This window comes from Reyranella sp., from assembly GCF_965279465.1.
Lineage (GTDB): Bacteria > Pseudomonadota > Alphaproteobacteria > Reyranellales > Reyranellaceae > Reyranella.
Genome location: NZ_OZ257242.1, coordinates 5,184,981 through 5,205,302 on the forward strand (window position 1 = coordinate 5,184,981; position 20,322 = coordinate 5,205,302).

A 20,322-nucleotide genomic window follows, 5' to 3' on the forward strand; every position below is an offset into this window, starting at 1 on the left:
CCATGACAAACGCGCCGCCAGAGCAACCACAATCTCGTGAAACTGGACTGTCGATAGAGACCTTAATCAAGGTCGCTGCCGTTCTAGGCGCCGCAAGCCTACTGCTGGGTATCACTTACAACATCGCGTTCTTTGCGGGCGAGAAGTCGCCATGGCTCTTCTATGTCTCTGCAGCAGACAACCTTGTTTCCACGATGTACGCGCTACCATTTGGGCTTGGGGTCGGGGTCATTACAGTGGTAGGCGCTTGGTACTTTTACAGAATGCGGCCCCTGCAATTCTCAGATTGGCCCATTTTGGCCCTGAGCTTCGGAGGCTATGGCGCATTGTTTTTCTTCTTCTGGGTTGTACAGGGTACGTCACTACAGGAACGCCTTGGCATTGAGAAGGTAACAGGAACATCAATCATACTGATCGTTGGGTTCACGGCCGCTATATTCGCAGTCGCTTATGGCGCCTCGTGGGTCATTAAAAGAGCCGAGGCTTCTGGATTAGTCGGGTTTGTTGCACTCTGGCCTATTGGCGTATTCGCGGTACTCGCTCTCCTCGGAGGGTCTGCCTTGAGCGCTCGCGGCAGTCGCACCGCCATTGACCAGGGCAAGGCGTTAACTGTCGAGGTCGAGGTTTCCCAAGCAATGCAAAGGGGCGTCATTGTCGGCACACTAGTACGCGTCCTCGACTCAGGCCTTATTTTGGCTCAAGGCGAAGACTGGCTTTGGGTTCCCAAAGGCGACATCAGGCGAGTGAAGGAGCGCCGAGGATCGAAATAGCAGCGCGTCCCTCATCCCTAACTGATCGTCCTCCAGCTAGCGAACCGACCTACGAACAAGCTGCGAGCGCAACTCCTTCCCCGGCAACCAATAATCGTCATCCTCTAGGCGGTCCGGCGCGAACACAGCATCGCCGCGCGGGGCGTCGTTCTCGTAAATGTCGGCCAGGGTGATGTCCGCTTCCGTCTCGTTCTCCTTCGACAACCCCCTGGAACCTCTGCGCCTACCCATGGCGAAAGATCCCGCGTAGCACCGGCGGCATGACATAGTCCGGCATTCCCGTGCCCTCGGGGGCGACACCATCGCTCGCCACGGGTGACGCATCGGCCGGGCGCACGGTCACCCTGAGGTCGGCTACAGGAGACGCGTCGAGGACCTCCAGCTTCACGCCCAGCGTCTTCGCGGGCAACCGCAAGGTCGCGTCCTCGGTGATCCTGAACGACCCCGTGAGACCCTTGTAGCCCTCGCAACGAACAACGATCGCCGTAGCGTCCGGGCCGTCCTCTGCGAGGTCTCGCCAAGTGCCGGTGATGGTCAACTCGTGGTGGCCCGCGGCGTCGGGCAAGGGGAGTGTGATGCGGCGCGTTCGGCGATCGACGCGCGCGTGTGCGGTGATGGTCATGGGGTTCCTAAAGGGGTGGAGAGGGGAGCGGCCTCCGATGCCAAGGGAGCGGCACCGGAGGATCGCGAAGGGAGGCGGGCTACTGGGTCGTGCCGATGGCGAGCGAGGTGCCGGCCATTGCGGATGCTGGATCACACATGATGGTGGTCTATCCTTACGAACTCGAGGAATGGGAGCCCGAGGGCGCCAAAGCGCTCATGACGGGCGAGGAATGTGAAGCCGATGCGCTTGAGCCATCGGTGATGGACCGTGTTGCGCGCGTCGGTGAAGTTGTGGAGGAGCGGGAACGTCCGTTGCCAGTCGTCGACCACCTGACGGCTGTATCTCAGGAACGCCACGCGCCACCTCGGGGACACCGGAACGTCCGTTGAGGCGAACCAAGGAACACCCTCGATATCGTCGAGGCGCGCGCATCCCATGATCGCCTCGGGCCTCCCCTCCAATTCGACAACGGAAGGATGCCAACGAAGGGTCGAGGGCAACGACACGTCTGGAGGACTACCAGTAGCGGCGAGAAGCTCTTGGGCATCGGCGGACCGCAGGCGCGGCGCGATGTCGTGGCAATCTTCAGCAGTGGCAGGACGAATAACGACACCGGCCGGGAGCGCGCGTCGACGCTCCCCCGATCGAAGAGGTTCAAGCATGGTAATGTTCCTCGTGTAGGGGGAGCGTGCCGGGATCGCTATCGACGCACGCCCATGGCCCGTAGGGTTGTCTTGGGGCGCGGCAAAGGGTTGTCCGGCACGTCGAACCAACCCGGCTCGGTATCGAAGCTTAAGTCCGGCGTCGAAGGAGGAGGCGACGAACGCGCCGCACTCGTGGCGGCGATCTCTTCAGCCAACTCGCGCGCCTGCTCTGCGAGCGTCTTGCGTTGCCTCTTGGGGCTACGTGCGCGAGTAGGCATGTGCAGTCGGAAAGTGGCCCTTGGAGATCGCCAGGACCACCTCGCCGGACAGCATAGAGGGCAACCGGTGACGATAGCGTCCGGGGGCGGGTGCCTTCGGAGCCGCTGAGGGCGCTTCACGGGTCGCTACGGAGACCTCTAGCGAGGTCGCGTTGACGGCCTGGAGGACCTCGACGACCACGCCATCCGTCGCGGGGAGGTCGAAGGAGGCGTCACGGGTCAACCGGAAGCTGGCGTGCTGTCCGGTCTTCTCAGAGCGGCAGTGGACCTTCACGACCGCGGAGCCGTTGCCGTCGATCGCGGGGTTGCCCCAACAGCCCGCGATGGAGAACGTACAGAGGCCCGAGGGGACGGGCAGGGTCAGGCGACGGGTGCGCCGATCGACGCGGCCCCGGAATGATGTCTGAGCGGCCACGGGGTTACTCGTCACCGTCAAAGGTGATGCTCCGTTCGTGGATAGCTTCATCCCTCTCGCGCTGGAGTGCCCGCAGAAAGTCGACCGCGTCGCGTGTGCCGAAGTGGCGGTGGACTTCGTCGACAGTGGCGGTAACCGGCAGGGTCTTCAGCGGAAAGGCGCTGGTGTCGAGCATGTCAATCAGGGCGTCGACGGTCCGAGGTAGTGCAATGCGGCTCATGAATGTGTTCCTTGATCGCTTTGGCAAAAGTCGCCCCCGACGAATGAACGTCGAGGGCGGTGGCGTGTAAGGCGGTGCGGGAGGCGCGCTTAGCTGTTGCGGGCCTTGTCGTTCCGCTGAGCCAGATAGGCCTTGGCGAGAACCTTGATGGCTCCCGCCCGACCGGCCATCGCGATCTCGCGGACCGCGTTGCGGTGATCACCGGGACGCTCGCGCTGAGCCCAACCCCAGAGGGCGTCGACCTCATCGGCAGGAACACCGGCGGTAACGGCCGCCCGCGTGGCCTGACGTATGCCGCCCGTGAACAGCTTGTAGGCGAGCGCCTGACCGTGCTCGGTCGAGATGCCCGCTCGCTGGGAAGCCTCGGCGATATGGGCCATCGAGAAGGAGCCGTTCACCGCAAGGTCCTCTGTGATCGCGCTCAAGACGGGGGCGTCGATGAGACCTTCTGCAAGGTCCATCGCACCTCGGGTCTCGGCGTCGGCGACCTCACCGGCTTCTCGCTCCGCCGGAAGGTCGGCTTCCTGCCGCTGATCTTGGCCAACGCGCTGCTCAATGCGCGGCTTGGCGTCGCCATTCACGGCGGGGTCACGGCGGTCGGGCAAGCGATAGCCGCCGCGTTCGGAGTGTTCCAGCAGGCCCAATGCAACGGCCTGCTCGACCTCGATACGCGTCCGCATGCCGGCATGAAACACGGTTGCGCCAGGGCGCAGCGCCGAAAGGGACCGCGCGCCGGCATCACCTCGCGGGTCGACGTTGGAGGCGTCGAGGGGCGGAAGGTCACCGGCACTTGAGGCACTCACCGTGTCTTGAGTGTTGGACCACCCACCCTGATCGGCACGGGCCATCATGCGGGCCACATATGCCGGGCCTTCGCCGGGCGGGTACGCGCTTTCCGGGATGCCAGACTGGGGAGGGAGCGGGCGGGTGCGGGCCTCGGCTTCGCGCTGGGCGCGGGAGAATTCCGCGAGCTGCTTGGCTTCCTCGGAAGTGACGGTGACTGATTGATCGCTGGCCATGATGATGGTGGTTCCTTTCGATTAGCGGGGGATGTTGAGACCGGAGCCGAAGCCCGACGTGGTCGGCAACGAGAGGTCATTGCGGAAGAGCGAAGTACCTCGCCGATTTGCGGAGGCAGTGTCCTGCCCGTTCATCTTGTTGGGGTCGATCTGGGGCGCCTTGGGGTCTTTCAGGGGCGGCGGGGGCGGCACGGCCGCGACGGTCTGGACGGGGGCGGGCGCAGCAGCGCCTGATGGGAAGCACATGTGTTTGACCTTGCTGTTGTTGAAGTCAGAGAGTGGGGAGAGGAGCCGACATGGCGGCGGCCCGTTCTCTGGCCTGCCTGTCGGTGGTGTCGATCGCCGCGAGGATCACGGCGAGTAACGCGCTGTATCGGGTGACCATCAGAGAGCCGATGGCGTCGAGGGCGCGTGAACGAGGGGCTATCGAGCGCGGGCACGGGGCCAGCGACAAGACAGCGCGAGCGATGGCGAACCGGTACGCCTTCGCGTCCCGGAGGAAGCGAGGCTGGTCCCTGTCGAACAGGGCGACAGACGCGACCATAGCAAGCACGTAGCGGGGCTCGATGGCGGTGGCCGCGATACGGGCGATATGGTCCCCTGCACGGCTTCCGAGGAGGACGTGAGGGGCGCCTAGGAGGGACTGGAGTTCACCCAACGCAAGCTTGATGCCTGGGTGGTCGGTGCTGTGGGCCACGATGACCGGCATCGCCTGGGCGGCGAAGTGGAACAGCCAGTTGCGCGGGATGGGGCGGCCCAGAGGGTGGCCGTACTTGTTCAGCTTCTTACTGTGGGACTTGCAGTAGCGTCCGCGCTTCGCACGCGAACGACTGCAAGCCGTGGCAGCACAGCTTTCCATGGTGAGACCGAAGGTTGTGGGAGGAGCTAGGGATCACCCCCGAGCCCTGCAGGTGTCTCGTTCTTCGACCCCTCGGGGTCTCTGTCGGAGGTCTACGGGGCGCGGGGGGATTGTCTCGATGCGCCGGGGTGATGACCGGGCAGGGAGACGAGTTGAGGGACCAACTTAATGGACATATCCCTATAGGGTTCTCTTTATAGGGGACACGTCCACTAACTGGCGGCGACCCTGACCAGCGACCTCCCCTCCGTCTGCCATCCAACGACGGAGGAGAGGGCGACAGTGAGAGAGCGCGTGAAGGTCTTGGCGACGACATTCGCTAGCCCAAGGTCGTCCTTGAGCTTGCGCGAGGAGACCTTGTCGACGCTGTCGGGGAGGGCCTTGAGATACGCCAAAATCGCGTGCGCGGTCTTGGATGTGATGTTCCCACGGACGCCTTGGTCGTCGGTCGCCCATTCGGACCAGACCGCACCGGGCATGACGCTGGAGAGGGTGCGCTGGATTTCGAGGTCCTTGTGAATGATCCAGCCGCGCATGGCTTCCGCCTTGCCGTTGTTGATCACTCGACAGCTTCCGCGGCTGAGCGCTTGGTATATGCAGTGACAGACCTCGGAACGCACAAGGCGGTGAATGAGGTTGCTGTCCAAGTCGGCGGTGAGGTTGTCGCGCTGGCCCAGATAGAGGCCCGCGAGGTCGAGGGTCGATCGGTGCAGGACACCAGCGAGGATGACGTTTCGACAATGGGCGTAGCAGTTCAGGGATGTCTCCATGCCCCACGTCACGACGTTGATCCGATCGCGTGGGACCTCCTTGCCGTGTTCAAGGGCAGTCACCTGGGCGCGAACGTCGATGCCCGCTTGTGCGAGAGCAGACAAGGTAAGGCGTCCGAAGTCCGGCCCGGATGCCCGAGGCTTGAACACGAACACCAAGACCGCTTCGTCTTCCGGGATCGCCTTCACGACCTCAACGATCTCCTTCGTGATCTTGCGGTCCCACGGGTCGCGGCTGTAGTCGCGCTCCATGCTGTGTCTGCCGCCGCTCACGAAGAGCTGTCGCAGCTCGACCGCGGAGTAGTCCTTGAGATGTGACAGGGGAACGCCAATCCGCTTCACCGCGTCGAGATGCTTCTCGGCGTCCCGGATCGATGCGTCTGCAAGGCATAGTTCCCGGATCGAGTAGCTCGCGTCGAGGACCAGCACGTTGTGAAGCTCACGGGGGACTGCCAGGTCGTACCAGACGGCTCCCCCTTCGCTTGTCGAGACAACCCGAAGGTCCTCATGCGCGAGGTCTAGAAGGGTCTCGATGGGCGCCATGGAGGCCCGCTTGGGAACGAGCGCGCGGTACTGTTCAACGGTCCCTTCGGCAGGCTGGGGAAGCTGGATGACCTGGGCTCTGTCCGTGGTCTTGGCCCGCGCCAGAGCGGCGTCGATCGCAGACACTGCGCCGGAGACATAGGCGAGCATGTCCTTCGCTCCGTCGTGTTCGGCAATGAGGACAGCCATGAGTGCCGCGGCACCTTTGAGCTCAAGAGCGGAGATGCCCTTTGCGTCACTGGTGATGAGGCTCTCGTCATAAACCAGCAGGTCCCGAGGCTTGCCCCGATATCTGTTGAACCGCTCCAGCCCGGTCCCCATCCGTACGCGGGCATGGGAGACGAGCATGATCTGTCGGTCCTCATTGTCGAGGGTGCGGGGCATGGAGTAGCGCCCGCCGTCCGCGTACAGGAGGCCTATGCGTTCCTCGGGGACACCCTGTCGGATCAAGGCGCGCTTGAGATCGCAAAGAGCCTCGACCTTGGACGCGGAGACGGCAACGGAGATGTGGTCGTGTCCCTGGGCCACCAGCGTGGCGCACCATGCGACGATCGCGGAGGTCTTACCCATCCCCGTCGGCAGCCCGAAAGCCCACCGTCCGGTCAGCTTGTGTTGAGCCGACTTCGTGAACAGCCCGCACAGGGCATAGAGCGCGGTTTGGTGTTCCTCGCTGAGGACGTTACCGTTGTCCTGCAGGAGACGGCACAGGACGGCGAATGAGCCTCCCGTGAGTGCGTCGTGGGTGACGCCATTGGTTGGGGTCGCGTAGTCCGATCGCGCGAGGGCGTGCTTGATCGACCGCCGTTGATGACGGTTCGGGAGTTGCATGGTCGGCTCCGGGTGGGGATGCGCTAGGAGATCGAGGGGGTCATCCTCAAAGAAAGCGCGAAAGGAAAAAGGGCGTGTGGTCTCGCCCCGTTACTGTCGGTCGAACGGCAGCTTCGACAGCGCGTCGAGACTACGCGCGGCTTCGCCTCGGGTCGTCGCATGGATGCCCTGGGATGCCAGGAAGCGGCGAGCCACGTCGAGCATGGACGCCTTGACCGGGCCGCCGCTCGTGAGTGCCGCGTGAAGATGCTTCAGGAGAGCGTCATAGAGCGCCCAGAGGAGCCCGGTCCGCTCGTCATCGGTAAGGCGGATGCTCATGGGCTTACTCCTTCACCGGGAACGCGAGGCGCCGGCCAAGGGCGCCCGCAAGGCTGGAGAGGATCGCCTCTTGCCAAGGCAGGAGCCGTCCCTCCGGGTCGACCATGCGGGCGGGCGAGGCGGCGTCGGTGATCCTGCCGTGGTCTTCCAGCGCGGCGCGCTCGGCTGCAGTGTCCTCGGGGCGAGGTCCGGTCAGGCCGTCGTGGCGGCCAGCTTCTAGTTTCATGGTGGTGTGTTCCGTGAGGAGCCCGACAGCGCGTCGGACAAGTTGAGAGTGAGAAGGCGGGCGCTTGCCGCCGATGGTCAGGACGCTGACCTTGCGGAGCCAATCGAGCTGCGAAGTGCAGCGAGCGTCTACGGCGACCCGCATGGATGCCGCCTTGAGTTTGATTTTGGGCATGGTGTGTCGTGTTGTTCGGGTTGTTGGGGATGTACGGGCAAAAACGATGAGAGGTCGCGACGGGCCACGGCGAGCCGCCCCGTACTGCTACCGGAGGTCTACAAGCGCGTGACCCGTCATTGCCCGCCAGCGCCAGGACCGTGCGCCGGGGCGGGTCTCGTACTGCATAGGTGCGACCTTCAAGTCGAACCGGCGGCCGACCACCACTGGTACGTCACCGGGTGGTTCTGTACTGCAATGGTGCGCCATTCAAGAATGCCACCACATCTAGGCGTCGAGGGGTGATCCCAGCGGGTCGCCCCCGGCTGGTAGCTGCAAGGGTGGGCCTTTCAAGGCGAGCACGCCGAAGCCGAGGATCTGGCGGACACGCTTCCAAGACCGCAGGGTTCCCCGATGGATGCCCTCAGGAGACTCTAGGAGACTCGCTGGAGGCCCTCGGGGGTTGGCGCGCTGTTCCGTGCCAGTCGCGACGGAGGCGCTATACGAGTCTCCTAGCGCCTCCTAGGGCCATCCGGTTCGCCCGCCTGTTCACGCCGCCGCGCTGCGGTCGAGGACGTTCTTCACACTCGTGGGGTACCAGCGTCCGCCGCGTGCGGTCTTGATCTCCCGCGCGTTCAACTCGTCCGCGATGGCCTGCAGCGATGTGTGCCCGGACGCCCGGATGTCGGATATCACCGGGAGCAGCCTTTGCATGCGCGTGTCCGCGTTGGCAGCCACGACCGCGATAGCCGCCGCGTTGCCTTTCCTCGCGCGACGCAAGGCCCGTGCGCCGTTCGGGTTCCCGTAGCCCCTGAAGCCCTTTCGCCACTTCGCGGCTGCCATGGCGGCCTTCGTGCGGTCGCGGATGAGCTTCCGTTCGTGCTGGGCCACGGCGGCCAGGATGTTGATGGTGAACTCGCTGGCGTCCGGCATGTCGCAGCAGCGGAACTTCACGCCGCTCTTCTGGAGGTTCGCGAGGAAGGCCACGTCGCGCGACAGTCGGTCGAGCTTGGCGACCAAGAGGACCGCGCCCGTCACTTCGGCCCGGTGAAGCGCGGCCTTGAGCTGGGGGCGGTCATCGTGTCCGCCGCTCTCGACCTCGACGAATTCGGCCACCAGCTTGCCGCGCCCGCCGCCAATGTAGTCAGCCACTGCCTGACGCTGGGCCTCCAGCCCGAGGCCGCTTCGTCCCTGCTTGTCGGTCGAAACCCGAAGGTAGCTAACCAGCCTGTCCATGTGCCGCGCTCCCCTTGTAGAACCCCGTGAGGGACCTTAGGCGGATTTATATGGGCTTGAGTCGCTCGCTGTCCCTGCGGCGGGTTGACTCACCATGGCGGGAGACAAGCCTCCGGGCTGCAACTCTTCCCGTATCGCAAAAATTCCAAGGTGAGATTAGAGGGGCTCACGCGAAGTTCGCATGGGGACTCAATCGAAGCCCCTTGGCGCGTGCCGGAAATCTCGTGGGGCCAGCGATTGGCCCGCGACTAGACTCCTCCTCACGCCGCGCGGGGCGCTGCGAGACATGAAGGAGATCGGCATGCGGCAAGCGAAGAAGGAGTGGTGGAAGGGCGCGGGCAGGGTGCGCAAGAACGGGACGAGGGTGTCGTGGGAGCCTTACAGCCCTGGTCAGTTCGGGGGCATTGAACTCAACGAGATGCTCATGATTGCTCCGGGCTGCTCCGTTCAGCGCTGGGGCGATTGGCTGCGCTGGATCGACTCGGCTGAGAACGTCCGTGCGGAGCGGGAGAGGGACGCCAAGAGGCGAGCCGAAGCCATGGCGCGGTATGATGCGGAGGAGGCGGCAGCCCTCGCGGCGTAGCCAAGGGCGGCATCAGGAGGGCCTATAGGAGCCCCGGAGGACGCCCCTCCGGGGCTTCGCTATGTCTGCCTTCGGGGCGGCGCTGGGCGCTGGCTGGCACCCTCGGTGGACTTGCGGACCGGCTGGCGGGGCCGGCAGCACGGCGGGCCAACGTTCGAGGCGATGGGTGGCGGGGGAGGGGTACGGGGGGAACGGTCGATCGCGGTGGGGACGAATACCACTTTGCGTTTCCGGCAGAAAATCCCAGGCGTTCCGGATCAGGAACTTGTGCTAGTCGTCACGCTGGGAAGGGACGCGATGAACCAAGATATTCTTGACCGGATGACGGCTTTGCTCGGCTCCATTCTGAACGACTTGCTGATGGGTGCGGCGAGCCGTTGGGGTGCACGCTTTCCGGACGTCCTGTGGCACTACACGAAGCCCGAAGCGTTCTTGAAGATTCTGGAGCACGGCACACTTCGCGCGTCGCACATTCGCTTCATGAACGATGAGCGAGAGTACATCCACGCGGCGCAGTTTGTGTTGGACGGAATTGCCGCCGCGCGCTCGACCATGCCATCGCAACACGCCCAAGCGGTGCTGGTCGAGATGGAAAGGTTCTTCACAATGGGCCTATCGCTGGCGACCTCGAATGCTGTCTTTGCCGGGGCGTTCTCTGCGGCGAGAGATGACCTCTCGCAGTGGCGAGCTTACGGGGGTGCCGAGGGCGGCATCAGCATTGGGTTCGCTTTCGATGCGCTATTGGAGCGCGTGCAATCGCCCGGGGTTCCACAGCTTCTCCTACCAGTTGAGTACGACGAAGTTCGCCAACGCCGTGCGGCCGACCAACTTGTCCAGCGGGGCGTGCAACTCTACGAACAGCTCCAAGCCGAAGGCGTGGCGGTGTCGGCGCGGGACTACGCTTTTGCCCTGAATGAGAAAAGCACCGAACTAGCGGCAATTCCCAAGCACAAGACGTTCCGCGCGGAAGATGAATGGCGCATCGTGCGGAGAGTCGAGCCGAGCGACTTGTCAAAGGTTACATTTATCGGCCATGAGACGGTCATCACTCCCGCTTGGGACTTCGACCTGAAGCTTCCGACGACCGGAAGAATGCCCCTGGCTGAAATCATCGTCGGGCCGGGCCGAATGGCCGCGCATACGGCCGAGGCAGTCAGGGCGCTTCTCGTCCAGCGGGGCTATGGCTCCACTGTCCCCGTCACTTCCTCCGGAGTGCCCTATCGCGTGGTCAAGTGACGGACGGAGTTTCACGGTGAGCGGCTCCTTTCATTCTCCGCGCTGTTCACCACGAGGTTCTCAACCTATAGGGGCTTCGGGTAGGACACCTTCCGTATTGCATCGCCAAGCAGCGGGCGCGTCGCGCCACGCCCGGAGTACACGCCATAGCTCATGGTCGTCTTGGCGTGCCCGATCAGGTCCGCCGTGAGGTTCTCGGGGACCTTCTGCTCCTCCAGCATGCGGGTGAAGGTGTGGCGGATGCTGTGGAACGCCTTTTCGGGGCCGTGCCCCATGGCGGTCTTTAGCCGCCCGAAGCGCTTCCCAAGGGCGTCGCCTCGGTTTCCGTACTTGTCGCTGTCGAGGTCCTCGAACAGGTAGCCAGCTTTCCGGCCGTCGATGCGCTGCTTGACGATGGCCTCAATACGCGGATGCACCGGGACCTCGCGAACGCCCGCTTCGGTCTTGGCGTCTTCGATCCTGAACCACCCCTTGACGATCTGCGGGATCGACAGGGCGCAGATTTCCTCCCGCCGTGCTCCTGAGTAGGCCGCGATGGCGATCAGGTCCGCCAAGTCCTGATCGTCTCGACGCAGGGCCTCGCGGTACAGCGCGGCGATCTCGCCCGGGGAGAAGCGTTGGCGCTTCGAACGGGTGGCGTCCTTCGCCTTGCCCTTGAAGCGCAGCCCTTGGAACGGGTCAGGGGCCTCCTTGGGGACCTCTCCGCGGCCCTTGAGATATCCCCAGAAGCTCCGCAGGCCACTCACTTCGCGCTGTAGGGTCGACGGGGATACGTCTCCGTCCGTGCGGCGCTTGTCGATCCACGCGGCGACGGCAGGAGGCGTCACGTCGGCGGCAAGGGGAAACGTGGCGACGAACCGCTCGACGACGGTCCTGTCCATGTGGGCGGTCTTGGGTTCAACCTCGGATTTGCGCACGGTGTTCCACGGGTCGACGAAGGGGGCGAGGGGGAGCTTTCCTTCTAGCGCTACGGCGATAAACCGGCGCGCCTCAGGGCCTCCTAGGTCGAGGACCGCGTCGCTCAGGTCTTCATCATGAAACAGTCGCGCCGCCCGCTGCGCCGCCTTGAGGCCACCGGGGACATATCGTTCCGCTGCCTTCTCCAAGGTGAGATCAACGACGGTTCCCGCTTCCTCTGTGCCCGCCGCTTCGCGCACCGTCTGCCGCCACGCGAGGGCGTCGTCGTCCATGATGCCGACACTTCCTCGAGCCTCCAAGACGCGCGCCCGGAAGTCGCTGAGGGCTCGATTGCGCCGCGCCTGGGCGAGCTTGAGGTCGTCGGTCCGCAGGTTCTCCCAATGCTCGCGCTTGTCGAAAGCGGCGCGCACGTCCTCGGGTACCTGAAACCGCGCCCAATACCTGTTGCCCTGCTTGACGAGATAAGTCGGCACCGTATCGCTCCGAAATAGTAGTAGGAATTAGGAGTATCGGTGGGCCAAGAAGTGCAGGAAGTCCAGCGTTTATTGACTTAGATCGGCCATCGTCGCCCCCTCCCGTAGGGGACGCCAGCGATTTGACTGACTTGGCGGCACGCGCCAAGTGGCACGCCCAATATTTGTCCAATGCCAAGATGACGCCTCTGCGAATTGGCACCGAGGTCTCGTATAGACTGAGGGGCGAGGGGGCTGCGGGCGACTTGGGAAGGGCGGTCTGACACACTGGCCGCGCGGCCAGTGTCGTCTCAAATACAAAAGCCTGAGGCCTTCCCCGTGCGGACCATCTCGAGAACGTGCCATGCGATGAAGAACACTACGCCGGCGATCGGAGCACGCGCGACTGACGGTTGCAAGGCGTGAGAGCCGCCCAATGACGTGGCCACAAGCCGCAACCTGGCCCAGCGCAATCGAGCGCTTCTCGCGGCAAGGCGGGAAAGCGTCCTAACCGCCTGCGAGACGACGAACCATTGCCGCACTGGCGCGTGTCGGGCCGGCGATCGCGCTCGAGGCTATGGCCGGGCAAAGGCGCGCTATTTCACTTCTTGCTGCCGCGCGGCGCCGGCAGCGCAAAGACCATGCAGAACACCACTCCCGCGACGATCGACGCCGACCACGTCGGGTTGTCGAGGATCCACCCGAAGGTGTCCCAAATCACATCTGTCACGACATTCACCACGCACACCCCACCCGCGCGCTTCGCGCAGGCACCCGAAGTATGAACGACCATGGCGACGCGACGTTGCCGTGCACTTCGGACTCCGGCCGAAGCCAGGGCGAGGGGCGCCACCTAACTGCCGGAGCCGCGGCGGCATTGTCATCGGCGGACATTGGAGCTACCGAAGCCGCCCCGGTGATGACTGCGACGCGATAGCGACCATGAGGCGCGCAAGATGAAGAGCGTCACCACGATGGACGCGGCGCCCACCGACAAGGCGTAGGCCGCGATCGGCATGAGTTCGAGCGTCGACACCAAGAGCCAGCTGCCGCCAATCTCGAACCCGGCAAGCGAGAGAATTGCGCGCCCCATGTCTCCGGTCTCCCCGTGCCTGCCGCGTGGCGCTGTGAGCGTATCGCACGCCGATGGCGGCGCGGCTGGCGCAGCGGAGGTAGCCCGACCAGAAGGAGAAAAGGCCCCGATCAGCGGGGCCAGTGCATCGCCGGGTAGCGCCGCAGTCCGCCCGGCGGCGTCCGCCGATGGTGCTCTGCCCACGCGATGCGACAGACATGCGCATGGCGAACTCGCCCGAGGTCACGACCGCCCGGAGCCGCGCCATTGCCAACGATGTTCACCGCTGCTCTACTTAAGATAGTCCAGCTGCGTGGGGTCTCGCGCGAGTACCTGACCCTCAGCACAAGAGGCTATCCATGGCATACAGACTTGTTGGAGCAGCCGCACTTGCATTGCTGCTTGCATCACCCGTTATCGCCTCGGCACAGGACTTGGCAACCCAAGTGGTGGTGTTGGGAAACGCACGATGCCGAGCGCTTCCGAGCAAAACAGGCGGTTCCGGCGGCGGGATCTACAAGGTCAACGGCGACAAGGTGAACCTCCGCTACACGGCCTCGACCAACCAAGTCTTCACTGGAACGGAGCGCACTCAGACCGGGCAAATGTCTGGCAACTTGCTCACCTTGACATCTGCACCGTTTGGGACCGCGCATGGCAAGGAGCCGCGGAGACAATCTACGAGCGCTTGGAGTAGCTACTCGAGGTCGGCGAAGCTATGCGGTCGTGTCGGCGTGCCACCATGGCCAGCGTAGCGGCCTCGCCCTCCGCCACGGTGCCGCCAAAAAAGCCCCGCTCATCGGGGCCTTCCTGTCGATGCTGGGGCGACCACCGCCGACACCGCCGGTCGCGTCGCCGTCAACCGTAGTCCGGCGTCCTTTCAGGAGGCCGGGTTGCGGTCAGAGCCTGGCGGAGGTTGCAGCCTTCCGTTCGGCTGTCCTTTATGGTAAAGCCAAAAATATGGCGAAGTCAATTACGGCTAAACCAAAAAAGCGTGGTCGGCCCCCAACTGGCGGCCGAGATCCCATGATCGGCGTTCGATTTCCTGCCGACCTTACCGCTGCCGTAGATGCATGGGCCGCGAAGGCCGGAGGCGACATTACCCGCTCTGAGGCAATCCGCAGCCTGGTCGAGCTGGGGCTGGCCAAGGGGAAAGCGCGGTGAGAGATCCATGCCATCAAGGCAGACGCTCTCCCGGGGACGCCCTCGTGCGCACTGCTGCAACCAGATGGAGAAGACCTGTTGAAGAGCGTGATTCCAATTGCCGCAGCCGTCGCAGCACTTGCCGCCGGCTGCACGACCTCTGACGATGTCCGAGATCCACTCGTTTTGTGGCGCGCGACCTATCCGGTCGAATTCGATGCGCTCACCGACTGCCTCGTCCGGCGCATGTCCCAGGATTACGACGTGGCACCCCAGATCGATCCGCGCGAGCGCCTCGCCATCATCACCGTGACCACGAAGTCGATTGGGGTCTCGGATTTCGTCGAGCGATTCGACTTTGTCGTGAAGCAAGGTTCCAACGCAAATACCGAAGTCCGCTTCCGCCGCATAGCCGCGGTATTCAAGAACGCCAACTTGATATCCAAAACTCGCGCCATCGCCGACCGTTGCGGCCGAGGTGCCTAGCGTTTCCGGCGCCACACCCGTATTTGCCCACTAAACGCCACCGGTCGATTTTGGCTACCGCTGTTTAACCCTCGCCCGCAGATACCGTCATCCTCGCCCGACCGTTAGCCGATCGAGCCCTGCGCAGCCGGCCGTGAAATCGAGCAATGCCGAGATGCGGCCGGGCATACGCAGCTGCCCGGCCTCGAACATGCCGGCAAGGCTCCAAGCAGAACAAATTGAACAAGGAGCCGCGGCCTCTAACGATACACCAGGGGCCATCACGATCGCTCGAGGCCACACGCCCCGCGCACCGGGCGGGCGGCGCGCCGTCAAGGAGCCTCACCGTGCCGTTGTTGGCGCAGGCATAGGCACTGCCTCCGGCGTCGTGGCGGGTGCGGGCGTTGGCGCCATATAGGACGCAGGCAGGGTCATCGGCCCCTCGGGCTGGCCCGGCACGTTCGGCACCAGCGTGATGTTGACCGGCGAATCGTACTTGTTGTCCGCGCCAGAGGCGCTGTCGATCGCCCAGCCGATGCCGCCGCCCAGGATGATGTTGCCAAACGTCGCGCCGGCCGCGCCCGACTTGTTGTAGTAGCTCGCCATCTGGTAGCCCGGCTTGACGCAGGCCACCCAGATGGAATGTTTGGTCTTCTCGACCAGCGCGATGCCGGGCGTGTTCTGCACCGTTGCGATGCGGAGGGCTTGTCGATACAGCCCGCAGTCCGCGCCGGGCGGGTTGCTGTTGATCATGATCTGCTGGCTGCGCCCTTCGATAATGCTCGAGCACGCGCCCAGCAGTATGCAGCCGCCAATGGCGGCCATTGTTCTTTCTAATTTCATGCTCTTTTCCCCAAACTGAGGGAAGCGTCGCATGCTGCAGCGCGAGTGGCAACCATTCGTACAACCGTCAGTGGGAGTAACCACAATGCCGCGGAGAAGGTCTCTACCGTGTCCTCGCCGCGGCAAGCTTTCGCACGCCCACACCTTGTCTTCGAACGCGCGGCGGTGGTCTCCCTGCCGGTCGTCGCCGCACCGGTCGCGGACATATTCGGCGGTGCGCTCCACCATCGCGGCGCAATCAAGCGCCGCTTCCCACGAGGGAGGCGACTACCAAGTCCCGGAATGCGGATTCGTCCAACCCTCACATTGGCGCTCGACCTCCTCGAGCGTCTCGGCTTTTTCGTATTCGGGAACGTCAGTTGGGAGGCTAGCCGCGCCAAGCCACTCCTTCGCAACGGCCGCGAAGACGTTGGGCAGAAGATTCCGGATATCGGGCGGTATGTGGCGCGGGTCATGGTGCCCCGCTTTCCATGGGAATAGCGGCATCCGCTGGGGCTGCTTCGTGCAGGCCTTGGCTTGCCGGTCATAAGGTGCTTAGCAGCGGCACGACGTCGGCCGTTTCCGCGATGCCGAACGCGGCGCGCCGGGCCGGATCGTATCGGCCCCATAGCTCGGGGCGAGGTGGCCATAGTGACGCTCGACCATGCGGGTGTCCTTGAGGCCAAGGTTTCGCGCCACGAGGCACAATGCCGGCCGCCGCGCACGCGGCCTTCATCGCCGTGCGGCCGCTCAAGTGCGCGGACGCAAGCTGGGGTGTCCACATAAATTCAATTAAATCGCGGATTTATGCGGACGGGGGTGGACAGCCGAGGGGGGTAACGTCTCCCTTTCACGGCGGTAGCACGGGTTCAACTCCGGTAGGGGACGCCAGTCAATTCGATGGGTTATCAGGAAGCCCCATCGGGGTGGAGTATAAGTCGTGCAATATAGATCGCCCTAAAGCGGCGAAGTCCCGGGGCTAACTCGAATGGGAAGGAGGCGAGGGAGGCCGGCCCAATGCCCATCGAAAAACCTGTGATCTGTCTGCCGAACACGCCGAAAAGCTCGCAACGCAGCATTCATTGTAGATTCGAGCACGATGGTCTTGACGCGAGCATTGAAGTTTCGAACGTCGTCAACCCTCAGATCTTGCCAAGGGCGGGAAGGGCGTACGCGGAGGGCGTCCTGCTGTCTCTCGCCGCGGCGCTGACCGAGCAATCATGGAGCGCCACGTACAGCCCGAGGATCTACATCACCGGCCCGCCAACCTAGACGTCCAGGCCGCATTCGAACATGGCGAGTTACCGCCCGGATTCACATTCTGGCGTTGGTCAGATCTCATGCGGGCGCCGGCGTCGAGCGCTACTCTTTGTCTTCTTCCGCCAGCAGCTTCCCGGTCGCAGCATTTACGAGGTGAATTCGCCCGCAAGCCGCGCAGTCGATCGCGTCGTAGCGGCGAACCCCGTCGACCGCAGGCTCACCCGGAACGGCCGCCTGCACATTTATGCCGGTCGTCGGGCAGCAAATGAGAATCGGCTTCATCATTGATCAAGTCTACGATGCACCGGGCGGCTCGCGTCTGATTTGGATCAAGCCGGGGCTAACCTCTCCACCGTCGCCAACCTCGGAAATTCGGCTGCTAACCGCCTCCAGCCGTAGCCAATGGCCATGAGCGCCGCAATCGATAGCAAGCAGAGCGCGGGCGCCGACATGGACATAGCAGGAACACCCATTGGAGCACCCCCAGGCCGCGCAGCAGAGAAGTGTGCTGCGCATCATTCAGCTTCCTTCAAACGAGGAAGTAATGGGCCCAAGTCGGGGTTTTTGCCTGCCACTAGCCCGCAGCGTCGAGGTTTGGCACGAAGCCGAGCAGCTCCCCGTAGCAGGCCTCCTGTCGCCCTAAACGCGCGCTCTTCAAGTACCACGCACGCGGCAATGTGCAGGAAAAGACCACCGGCAACAGTCGCTCGTCGCTTCGTGGCTCTCGCCCTGCTCCCGTGATTAGACCTCGGGCTGCTCGTTCAGCCAAAGTTCAGCCGTCTGGGGATCGAGAAAGGTGCGGGCGGGGCGTTGCGGCCGACCCAGCTGGAGGAATTGCTCGAGGAGGTCGCGGTGCTGTGGATTGACCACCATGGCGACAGCACCGCGTCGGTCGACATGTCCATAGACCTTGAGGCGAGCCGCCAATTGCACCACGTCCGCCGCAGTGTATCGGGCGATGGCATTCCGCGAATCGATGTACTTGCGGTATGCCATCGCGTTGTCGACGATCAGGGCATCGAGGAAGCCTTCGACATCCTTCAAACCGACTTCGCCTTCAGCGTGAACGCGCACGAGCCTGTGCTGATGGTCAACGACGACACTCACTGGCATGGGCTGTAGCAATAAAGTCGGCCTCAAATAGCTACTCCGTTCAAGCATCCGCGCACCGGCTTCTGCTACGGTCGCCGGGCCATCCCGAAGGACCCTAAGAGAAGCGCCCGGCAAGGCCGAGTATCTGAAGTCCTTTGGCACAAAGATTGCCAAAAAGCGAAAAACCTCTTTCCGGCCCGGTGTCGCGACGGTGTGCATCGCGCCGGGTTGCGCCTCAACTCTCGGCTCAACGGTCTTGTCCCAAGCATACTGCAAATATCTTAACATATGTAAATTGTGTCGTTCCTGAGTCCGACTACCGTCCGAAGTTCCACCTAAGAATGGAGGAGCCTAAGTGACGCCCAAACCCGATCCGGTGACGGTGGAAGAAGTCGCCCGGATCACCGTGACAGCCATCGTCCGGGCGTTCGGGGGTCGCCCTATGGACATCAACACGGCCCGGAGGGGGTTGGCTCAGGCTGCGTTCGACCTGATCCAGCTTGAGCACCGGAAATCAGGTAGGTGGGAGAAGAAGGCCAAACTTTAATCCAGCGAGCTTCGCATAACGCGCATCAGCAACATCTACATCGGACCACGGGCGTGGATCGCGTGGGAGTTACAGGTACGGCGGAAGATCGACAGTGGCCGCGAGGCGACGGGGAGCATCCCTCGCGAAATGCCGACGCGACCAAGACCGCCCCGGTTGCTGCACGCTATATACATCACCGAATACATCACCGAACTTTGAATTTCTGGGCCGTGAATTCGGAGCACTTCTGTTTGGGGCGTGCATATTTGTTGCAGTGCACGCGGTGAAATATCTCCCATCAGCGGTTGCGTTTCGATAGCGAGATGTGCAGTTAGAAAGGGCGTTCGGATCGAACACCATAAACTCGATACACGATTCAGGAAGAAGCCATGTCTCTCAGCCTCGAAGCCATCCGCAAGCAAATCGCCAAATTGGAAGCCGCCGCCAGAGAACGCGAACGCTCAAATATGAAGGGCATCAAAGCCGCCGCGAAAGTCATCGCCAAATACGATCTGTCCATGAGCGATCTCAAGATGGCCATGAATGGTCACGGTCGACGCGGCCGCAGCCCGATGGCTGGCAAGTCCGTGGCGCCGAAGTATCGTGACAGCAAGGGAAATACCTGGGCGGGTCGTGGTCGTCCGCCGCTGTGGCTGGTGGCCGCTGAAAAGACCGGCCGGAAGCGCGAGTCGTTCCTGATCAAGTAGGTTTCGGGCCTGGGGCACAGCAACCCGTATGAGGGACAAGGCGATCAGCTGGATAACCGCGAGCATCGCCCAAAAACCCACCAAGTGAGAATGAGTGCCTCGGAGGAAACTTCGGGGGCTCGCGCAATAGGGAATGTCCGAGCGACTGACTTCGGCCAAAGGCCACAGATCACGGCGCGAATGCTTTCTTCAGAAGCCGCTCCAGCCAGTCCGCAAAGACTTGCACCCGGCGGGAGAGATGCTGGCGATGGGGATAGAGGAGTGTCGCGGGCAGCGGCTTGGCACGATAGTCCGGCATGACTTCCACCAGTGCGCCCGAGTGGAGATGATGGCGTACGTCATAGGCCGGCACCTGGATGAGGCCGAGGCCCGCCAGGCAGCAGGCGATATAGGCTTCCGCGCTATTGACCGTCACGCGCCCGCGCAGCGGGAGGGTGTGCATGGTATCGCCGTCCATCCACTCCCACGGCTCGACACGGCCCGTCGAGGGCGAGGCGTAGTTCACGGCCCAATGCAGGCTCAAATCGCCAGGCGTTCGCGGCGTACCGTGGGAGGCAAGGTAAGAGGGGCAGGCGACATTGACGAGCGGCAGCTTGCCGATACTCCGCGCGATCAGGCCGGAATCGTTCAGAGGGCCGACACGCAGCACACAGTCCACGCTCTCTTCGATCAGATTGACCGCCCGATCGGTCACGCCAAGATCGATGTCGATCTCGGGATACTCGTCAAGGAAGGCCGGCAACGCCGGCGCGACGACGAGCCTGCCGATTCGGCCCGGTACGTCGATACGGAGTTTGCCCGAAGGCTTGGCGCTGCGTTGGCGGAACAAGCCCTCGGTTTCCTCGACATCGGCGATGACGCGCAGGCAGCGCTCGTAAAAGGCCGCGCCATCCTGCGTCGGCGAAACCTTGCGCGTGGTGCGGTGCAGGAGCCTGGCGCCAACCCGCCCCTCCAGCTCCGCAACCGCTGCCGAGACCGAGGATCGCGGCAGCCCCAGCATGTCGGCGGCCCGGGTGAAACTTGCCGCGTCAACGACACGAGCGAAGATACGGAAGCGGTCGATGCGGTCCACGAGATTCAGCTGACTGTTCGCGAGATCTGACAGGTGATGCCAGATTGCCTTTCTTTATCTGGATATTCCAGACGGTAGATTGAGCCAC

The 20,322-nt window shown here is 63.4% G+C and carries 25 protein-coding genes; 7 read left to right on the top strand and 18 right to left on the bottom strand.

What is annotated here, in order from left to right; all coding sequences use genetic code 11:
* The first annotated feature begins 2 nt into the window (after positions 1–2).
* A complete protein-coding gene (locus ACQY8M_RS25310; protein ID WP_428661366.1) occupies positions 3–770 on the top strand; it encodes a hypothetical protein in 768 nt (255 codons plus the stop codon).
* Positions 771–806: 36 nt separating this feature from the next.
* On the opposite strand, the gene ACQY8M_RS25315 is transcribed toward ACQY8M_RS25310, so the two are convergent.
* The 11 genes from ACQY8M_RS25315 to ACQY8M_RS25365 form a co-directional block, all read right to left on the bottom strand.
* Complete coding sequence (locus ACQY8M_RS25315) at positions 807–974, bottom strand: hypothetical protein (RefSeq protein ID WP_428661369.1); 168 nt, start codon at positions 972–974, stop codon at positions 807–809.
* Between the two features lie 19 nt (positions 975–993).
* Positions 994–1,392 carry a hypothetical protein gene (locus tag ACQY8M_RS25320; RefSeq protein WP_428661372.1) on the bottom strand — a complete coding sequence of 133 codons (399 nt, stop codon included), beginning with the start codon at positions 1,390–1,392 and terminating at the stop codon, positions 994–996.
* A gap of 131 nt (positions 1,393–1,523) precedes the next feature.
* Positions 1,524–2,036, bottom strand: coding sequence for a hypothetical protein (locus ACQY8M_RS25325; protein ID WP_428661374.1), 513 nt, complete (start codon positions 2,034–2,036; stop codon positions 1,524–1,526).
* A gap of 240 nt (positions 2,037–2,276) precedes the next feature.
* Complete coding sequence (locus tag ACQY8M_RS25330; RefSeq protein ID WP_428661376.1) at positions 2,277–2,711, bottom strand: hypothetical protein; 435 nt, start codon at positions 2,709–2,711, stop codon at positions 2,277–2,279.
* 4 nt (positions 2,712–2,715) lie between these two features.
* On the bottom strand, positions 2,716–2,931 hold the full coding sequence (locus tag ACQY8M_RS25335) for a hypothetical protein (protein ID WP_428661379.1): 216 nt from the start codon (positions 2,929–2,931) through the stop codon (positions 2,716–2,718).
* 89 nt (positions 2,932–3,020) lie between these two features.
* Positions 3,021–3,950, bottom strand: a complete 930-nt coding sequence (locus tag ACQY8M_RS25340; RefSeq protein WP_428661382.1) for a hypothetical protein — start codon at positions 3,948–3,950, stop codon at positions 3,021–3,023.
* 271 nt (positions 3,951–4,221) lie between these two features.
* Entirely contained in the window at positions 4,222–4,809 is a 588-nt protein-coding gene (locus ACQY8M_RS25345; protein WP_428661385.1) for a hypothetical protein, read from the bottom strand.
* A gap of 212 nt (positions 4,810–5,021) precedes the next feature.
* Complete coding sequence (locus ACQY8M_RS25350; protein WP_428661388.1) at positions 5,022–6,950, bottom strand: hypothetical protein; 1,929 nt, start codon at positions 6,948–6,950, stop codon at positions 5,022–5,024.
* Positions 6,951–7,040: 90 nt separating this feature from the next.
* A complete protein-coding gene (locus ACQY8M_RS25355; protein WP_428661391.1) occupies positions 7,041–7,268 on the bottom strand; it encodes a hypothetical protein in 228 nt (75 codons plus the stop codon).
* 4 nt (positions 7,269–7,272) lie between these two features.
* The gene (locus ACQY8M_RS25360; RefSeq protein WP_428661393.1) at positions 7,273–7,494 is read right to left on the bottom strand and encodes a hypothetical protein; all 222 of its coding nucleotides are present in this window, start codon (positions 7,492–7,494) and stop codon (positions 7,273–7,275) included.
* A gap of 702 nt (positions 7,495–8,196) precedes the next feature.
* Positions 8,197–8,883: a recombinase family protein gene (locus tag ACQY8M_RS25365; protein WP_428661395.1), complete on the bottom strand. Its 687-nt coding sequence runs from the start codon at positions 8,881–8,883 to the stop codon at positions 8,197–8,199.
* Positions 8,884–9,169: 286 nt separating this feature from the next.
* On the opposite strand from ACQY8M_RS25365, the gene ACQY8M_RS25370 reads away from it, so the two are divergent.
* Together ACQY8M_RS25370 and ACQY8M_RS25375 are read left to right on the top strand one after the other, a co-directional pair.
* Positions 9,170–9,466, top strand: coding sequence for a hypothetical protein (locus tag ACQY8M_RS25370; protein WP_428661397.1), 297 nt, complete (start codon positions 9,170–9,172; stop codon positions 9,464–9,466).
* A 297-nt stretch (positions 9,467–9,763) separates the two neighbouring features.
* Entirely contained in the window at positions 9,764–10,702 is a 939-nt protein-coding gene (locus ACQY8M_RS25375) for a DUF2971 domain-containing protein (protein WP_428661400.1), read from the top strand.
* A 65-nt stretch (positions 10,703–10,767) separates the two neighbouring features.
* Here ACQY8M_RS25375 and ACQY8M_RS25380 read toward each other — a convergent pair whose 3' ends face one another.
* The 3 genes from ACQY8M_RS25380 to ACQY8M_RS25390 form a co-directional block, all read right to left on the bottom strand.
* A complete protein-coding gene (locus ACQY8M_RS25380) occupies positions 10,768–12,093 on the bottom strand; it encodes a tyrosine-type recombinase/integrase (protein ID WP_428661402.1) in 1,326 nt (441 codons plus the stop codon).
* A gap of 580 nt (positions 12,094–12,673) precedes the next feature.
* Complete coding sequence (locus ACQY8M_RS25385; RefSeq protein ID WP_428661404.1) at positions 12,674–12,802, bottom strand: hypothetical protein; 129 nt, start codon at positions 12,800–12,802, stop codon at positions 12,674–12,676.
* 150 nt (positions 12,803–12,952) lie between these two features.
* Positions 12,953–13,165: a hypothetical protein gene (locus ACQY8M_RS25390; RefSeq protein ID WP_428661407.1), complete on the bottom strand. Its 213-nt coding sequence runs from the start codon at positions 13,163–13,165 to the stop codon at positions 12,953–12,955.
* Between the two features lie 1,221 nt (positions 13,166–14,386).
* Between ACQY8M_RS25390 and ACQY8M_RS25395 the strand changes: the two genes are divergently transcribed.
* Entirely contained in the window at positions 14,387–14,773 is a 387-nt protein-coding gene (locus ACQY8M_RS25395; protein ID WP_428661409.1) for a hypothetical protein, read from the top strand.
* 321 nt (positions 14,774–15,094) lie between these two features.
* On the opposite strand, the gene ACQY8M_RS25400 is transcribed toward ACQY8M_RS25395, so the two are convergent.
* Positions 15,095–15,595, bottom strand: coding sequence for a hypothetical protein (locus ACQY8M_RS25400; RefSeq protein WP_428661412.1), 501 nt, complete (start codon positions 15,593–15,595; stop codon positions 15,095–15,097).
* A 996-nt stretch (positions 15,596–16,591) separates the two neighbouring features.
* Between ACQY8M_RS25400 and ACQY8M_RS25405 the strand changes: the two genes are divergently transcribed.
* Positions 16,592–16,846, top strand: coding sequence for a hypothetical protein (locus tag ACQY8M_RS25405; protein ID WP_428661415.1), 255 nt, complete (start codon positions 16,592–16,594; stop codon positions 16,844–16,846).
* Positions 16,847–16,936: 90 nt separating this feature from the next.
* Here ACQY8M_RS25405 and ACQY8M_RS25410 read toward each other — a convergent pair whose 3' ends face one another.
* Together ACQY8M_RS25410 and ACQY8M_RS25415 are read right to left on the bottom strand one after the other, a co-directional pair.
* Positions 16,937–17,119: a hypothetical protein gene (locus ACQY8M_RS25410; protein ID WP_428661418.1), complete on the bottom strand. Its 183-nt coding sequence runs from the start codon at positions 17,117–17,119 to the stop codon at positions 16,937–16,939.
* Positions 17,120–17,575: 456 nt separating this feature from the next.
* Complete coding sequence (locus ACQY8M_RS25415) at positions 17,576–18,145, bottom strand: hypothetical protein (protein WP_428661420.1); 570 nt, start codon at positions 18,143–18,145, stop codon at positions 17,576–17,578.
* Positions 18,146–18,281: 136 nt separating this feature from the next.
* Between ACQY8M_RS25415 and ACQY8M_RS25420 the strand changes: the two genes are divergently transcribed.
* Complete coding sequence (locus ACQY8M_RS25420) at positions 18,282–18,473, top strand: hypothetical protein (RefSeq protein ID WP_428661423.1); 192 nt, start codon at positions 18,282–18,284, stop codon at positions 18,471–18,473.
* Between the two features lie 371 nt (positions 18,474–18,844).
* Complete coding sequence (locus ACQY8M_RS25425; protein WP_428661425.1) at positions 18,845–19,162, top strand: H-NS family nucleoid-associated regulatory protein; 318 nt, start codon at positions 18,845–18,847, stop codon at positions 19,160–19,162.
* 169 nt (positions 19,163–19,331) lie between these two features.
* Here ACQY8M_RS25425 and ACQY8M_RS25430 read toward each other — a convergent pair whose 3' ends face one another.
* Entirely contained in the window at positions 19,332–20,234 is a 903-nt protein-coding gene (locus ACQY8M_RS25430) for a LysR family transcriptional regulator (protein WP_428661428.1), read from the bottom strand.
* Positions 20,235–20,322: the final 88 nt, after the last annotated feature.

Excerpts from the sequence above, each read along its gene's own strand:
- ACQY8M_RS25310 (WP_428661366.1), top strand. The coding sequence starts at position 3 with ATGACAAACGCGCCGCCAGAGCAACCACAATCTCGTGAAACTGGACTG.
- ACQY8M_RS25320 (WP_428661372.1), bottom strand. The coding sequence starts at position 1,392 with ATGACCATCACCGCACACGCGCGCGTCGATCGCCGAACGCGCCGCATC.
- ACQY8M_RS25325 (WP_428661374.1), bottom strand. The coding sequence starts at position 2,036 with ATGCTTGAACCTCTTCGATCGGGGGAGCGTCGACGCGCGCTCCCGGCC.
- ACQY8M_RS25335 (WP_428661379.1), bottom strand. The coding sequence starts at position 2,931 with ATGAGCCGCATTGCACTACCTCGGACCGTCGACGCCCTGATTGACATG.
- ACQY8M_RS25340 (WP_428661382.1), bottom strand. The coding sequence starts at position 3,950 with ATGGCCAGCGATCAATCAGTCACCGTCACTTCCGAGGAAGCCAAGCAG.
- ACQY8M_RS25345 (WP_428661385.1), bottom strand. The coding sequence starts at position 4,809 with ATGGAAAGCTGTGCTGCCACGGCTTGCAGTCGTTCGCGTGCGAAGCGC.
- ACQY8M_RS25350 (WP_428661388.1), bottom strand. The coding sequence starts at position 6,950 with ATGCAACTCCCGAACCGTCATCAACGGCGGTCGATCAAGCACGCCCTC.
- ACQY8M_RS25355 (WP_428661391.1), bottom strand. The coding sequence starts at position 7,268 with ATGAGCATCCGCCTTACCGATGACGAGCGGACCGGGCTCCTCTGGGCG.
- ACQY8M_RS25360 (WP_428661393.1), bottom strand. The coding sequence starts at position 7,494 with ATGAAACTAGAAGCTGGCCGCCACGACGGCCTGACCGGACCTCGCCCC.
- ACQY8M_RS25365 (WP_428661395.1), bottom strand. The coding sequence starts at position 8,883 with ATGGACAGGCTGGTTAGCTACCTTCGGGTTTCGACCGACAAGCAGGGA.
- ACQY8M_RS25370 (WP_428661397.1), top strand. The coding sequence starts at position 9,170 with ATGAAGGAGATCGGCATGCGGCAAGCGAAGAAGGAGTGGTGGAAGGGC.
- ACQY8M_RS25375 (WP_428661400.1), top strand. The coding sequence starts at position 9,764 with ATGAACCAAGATATTCTTGACCGGATGACGGCTTTGCTCGGCTCCATT.
- ACQY8M_RS25390 (WP_428661407.1), bottom strand. The coding sequence starts at position 13,165 with ATGGGGCGCGCAATTCTCTCGCTTGCCGGGTTCGAGATTGGCGGCAGC.
- ACQY8M_RS25400 (WP_428661412.1), bottom strand. The coding sequence starts at position 15,595 with ATGAAATTAGAAAGAACAATGGCCGCCATTGGCGGCTGCATACTGCTG.
- ACQY8M_RS25405 (WP_428661415.1), top strand. The coding sequence starts at position 16,592 with ATGCCCATCGAAAAACCTGTGATCTGTCTGCCGAACACGCCGAAAAGC.
- ACQY8M_RS25410 (WP_428661418.1), bottom strand. The coding sequence starts at position 17,119 with ATGATGAAGCCGATTCTCATTTGCTGCCCGACGACCGGCATAAATGTG.
- ACQY8M_RS25415 (WP_428661420.1), bottom strand. The coding sequence starts at position 18,145 with ATGCACACCGTCGCGACACCGGGCCGGAAAGAGGTTTTTCGCTTTTTG.
- ACQY8M_RS25425 (WP_428661425.1), top strand. The coding sequence starts at position 18,845 with ATGTCTCTCAGCCTCGAAGCCATCCGCAAGCAAATCGCCAAATTGGAA.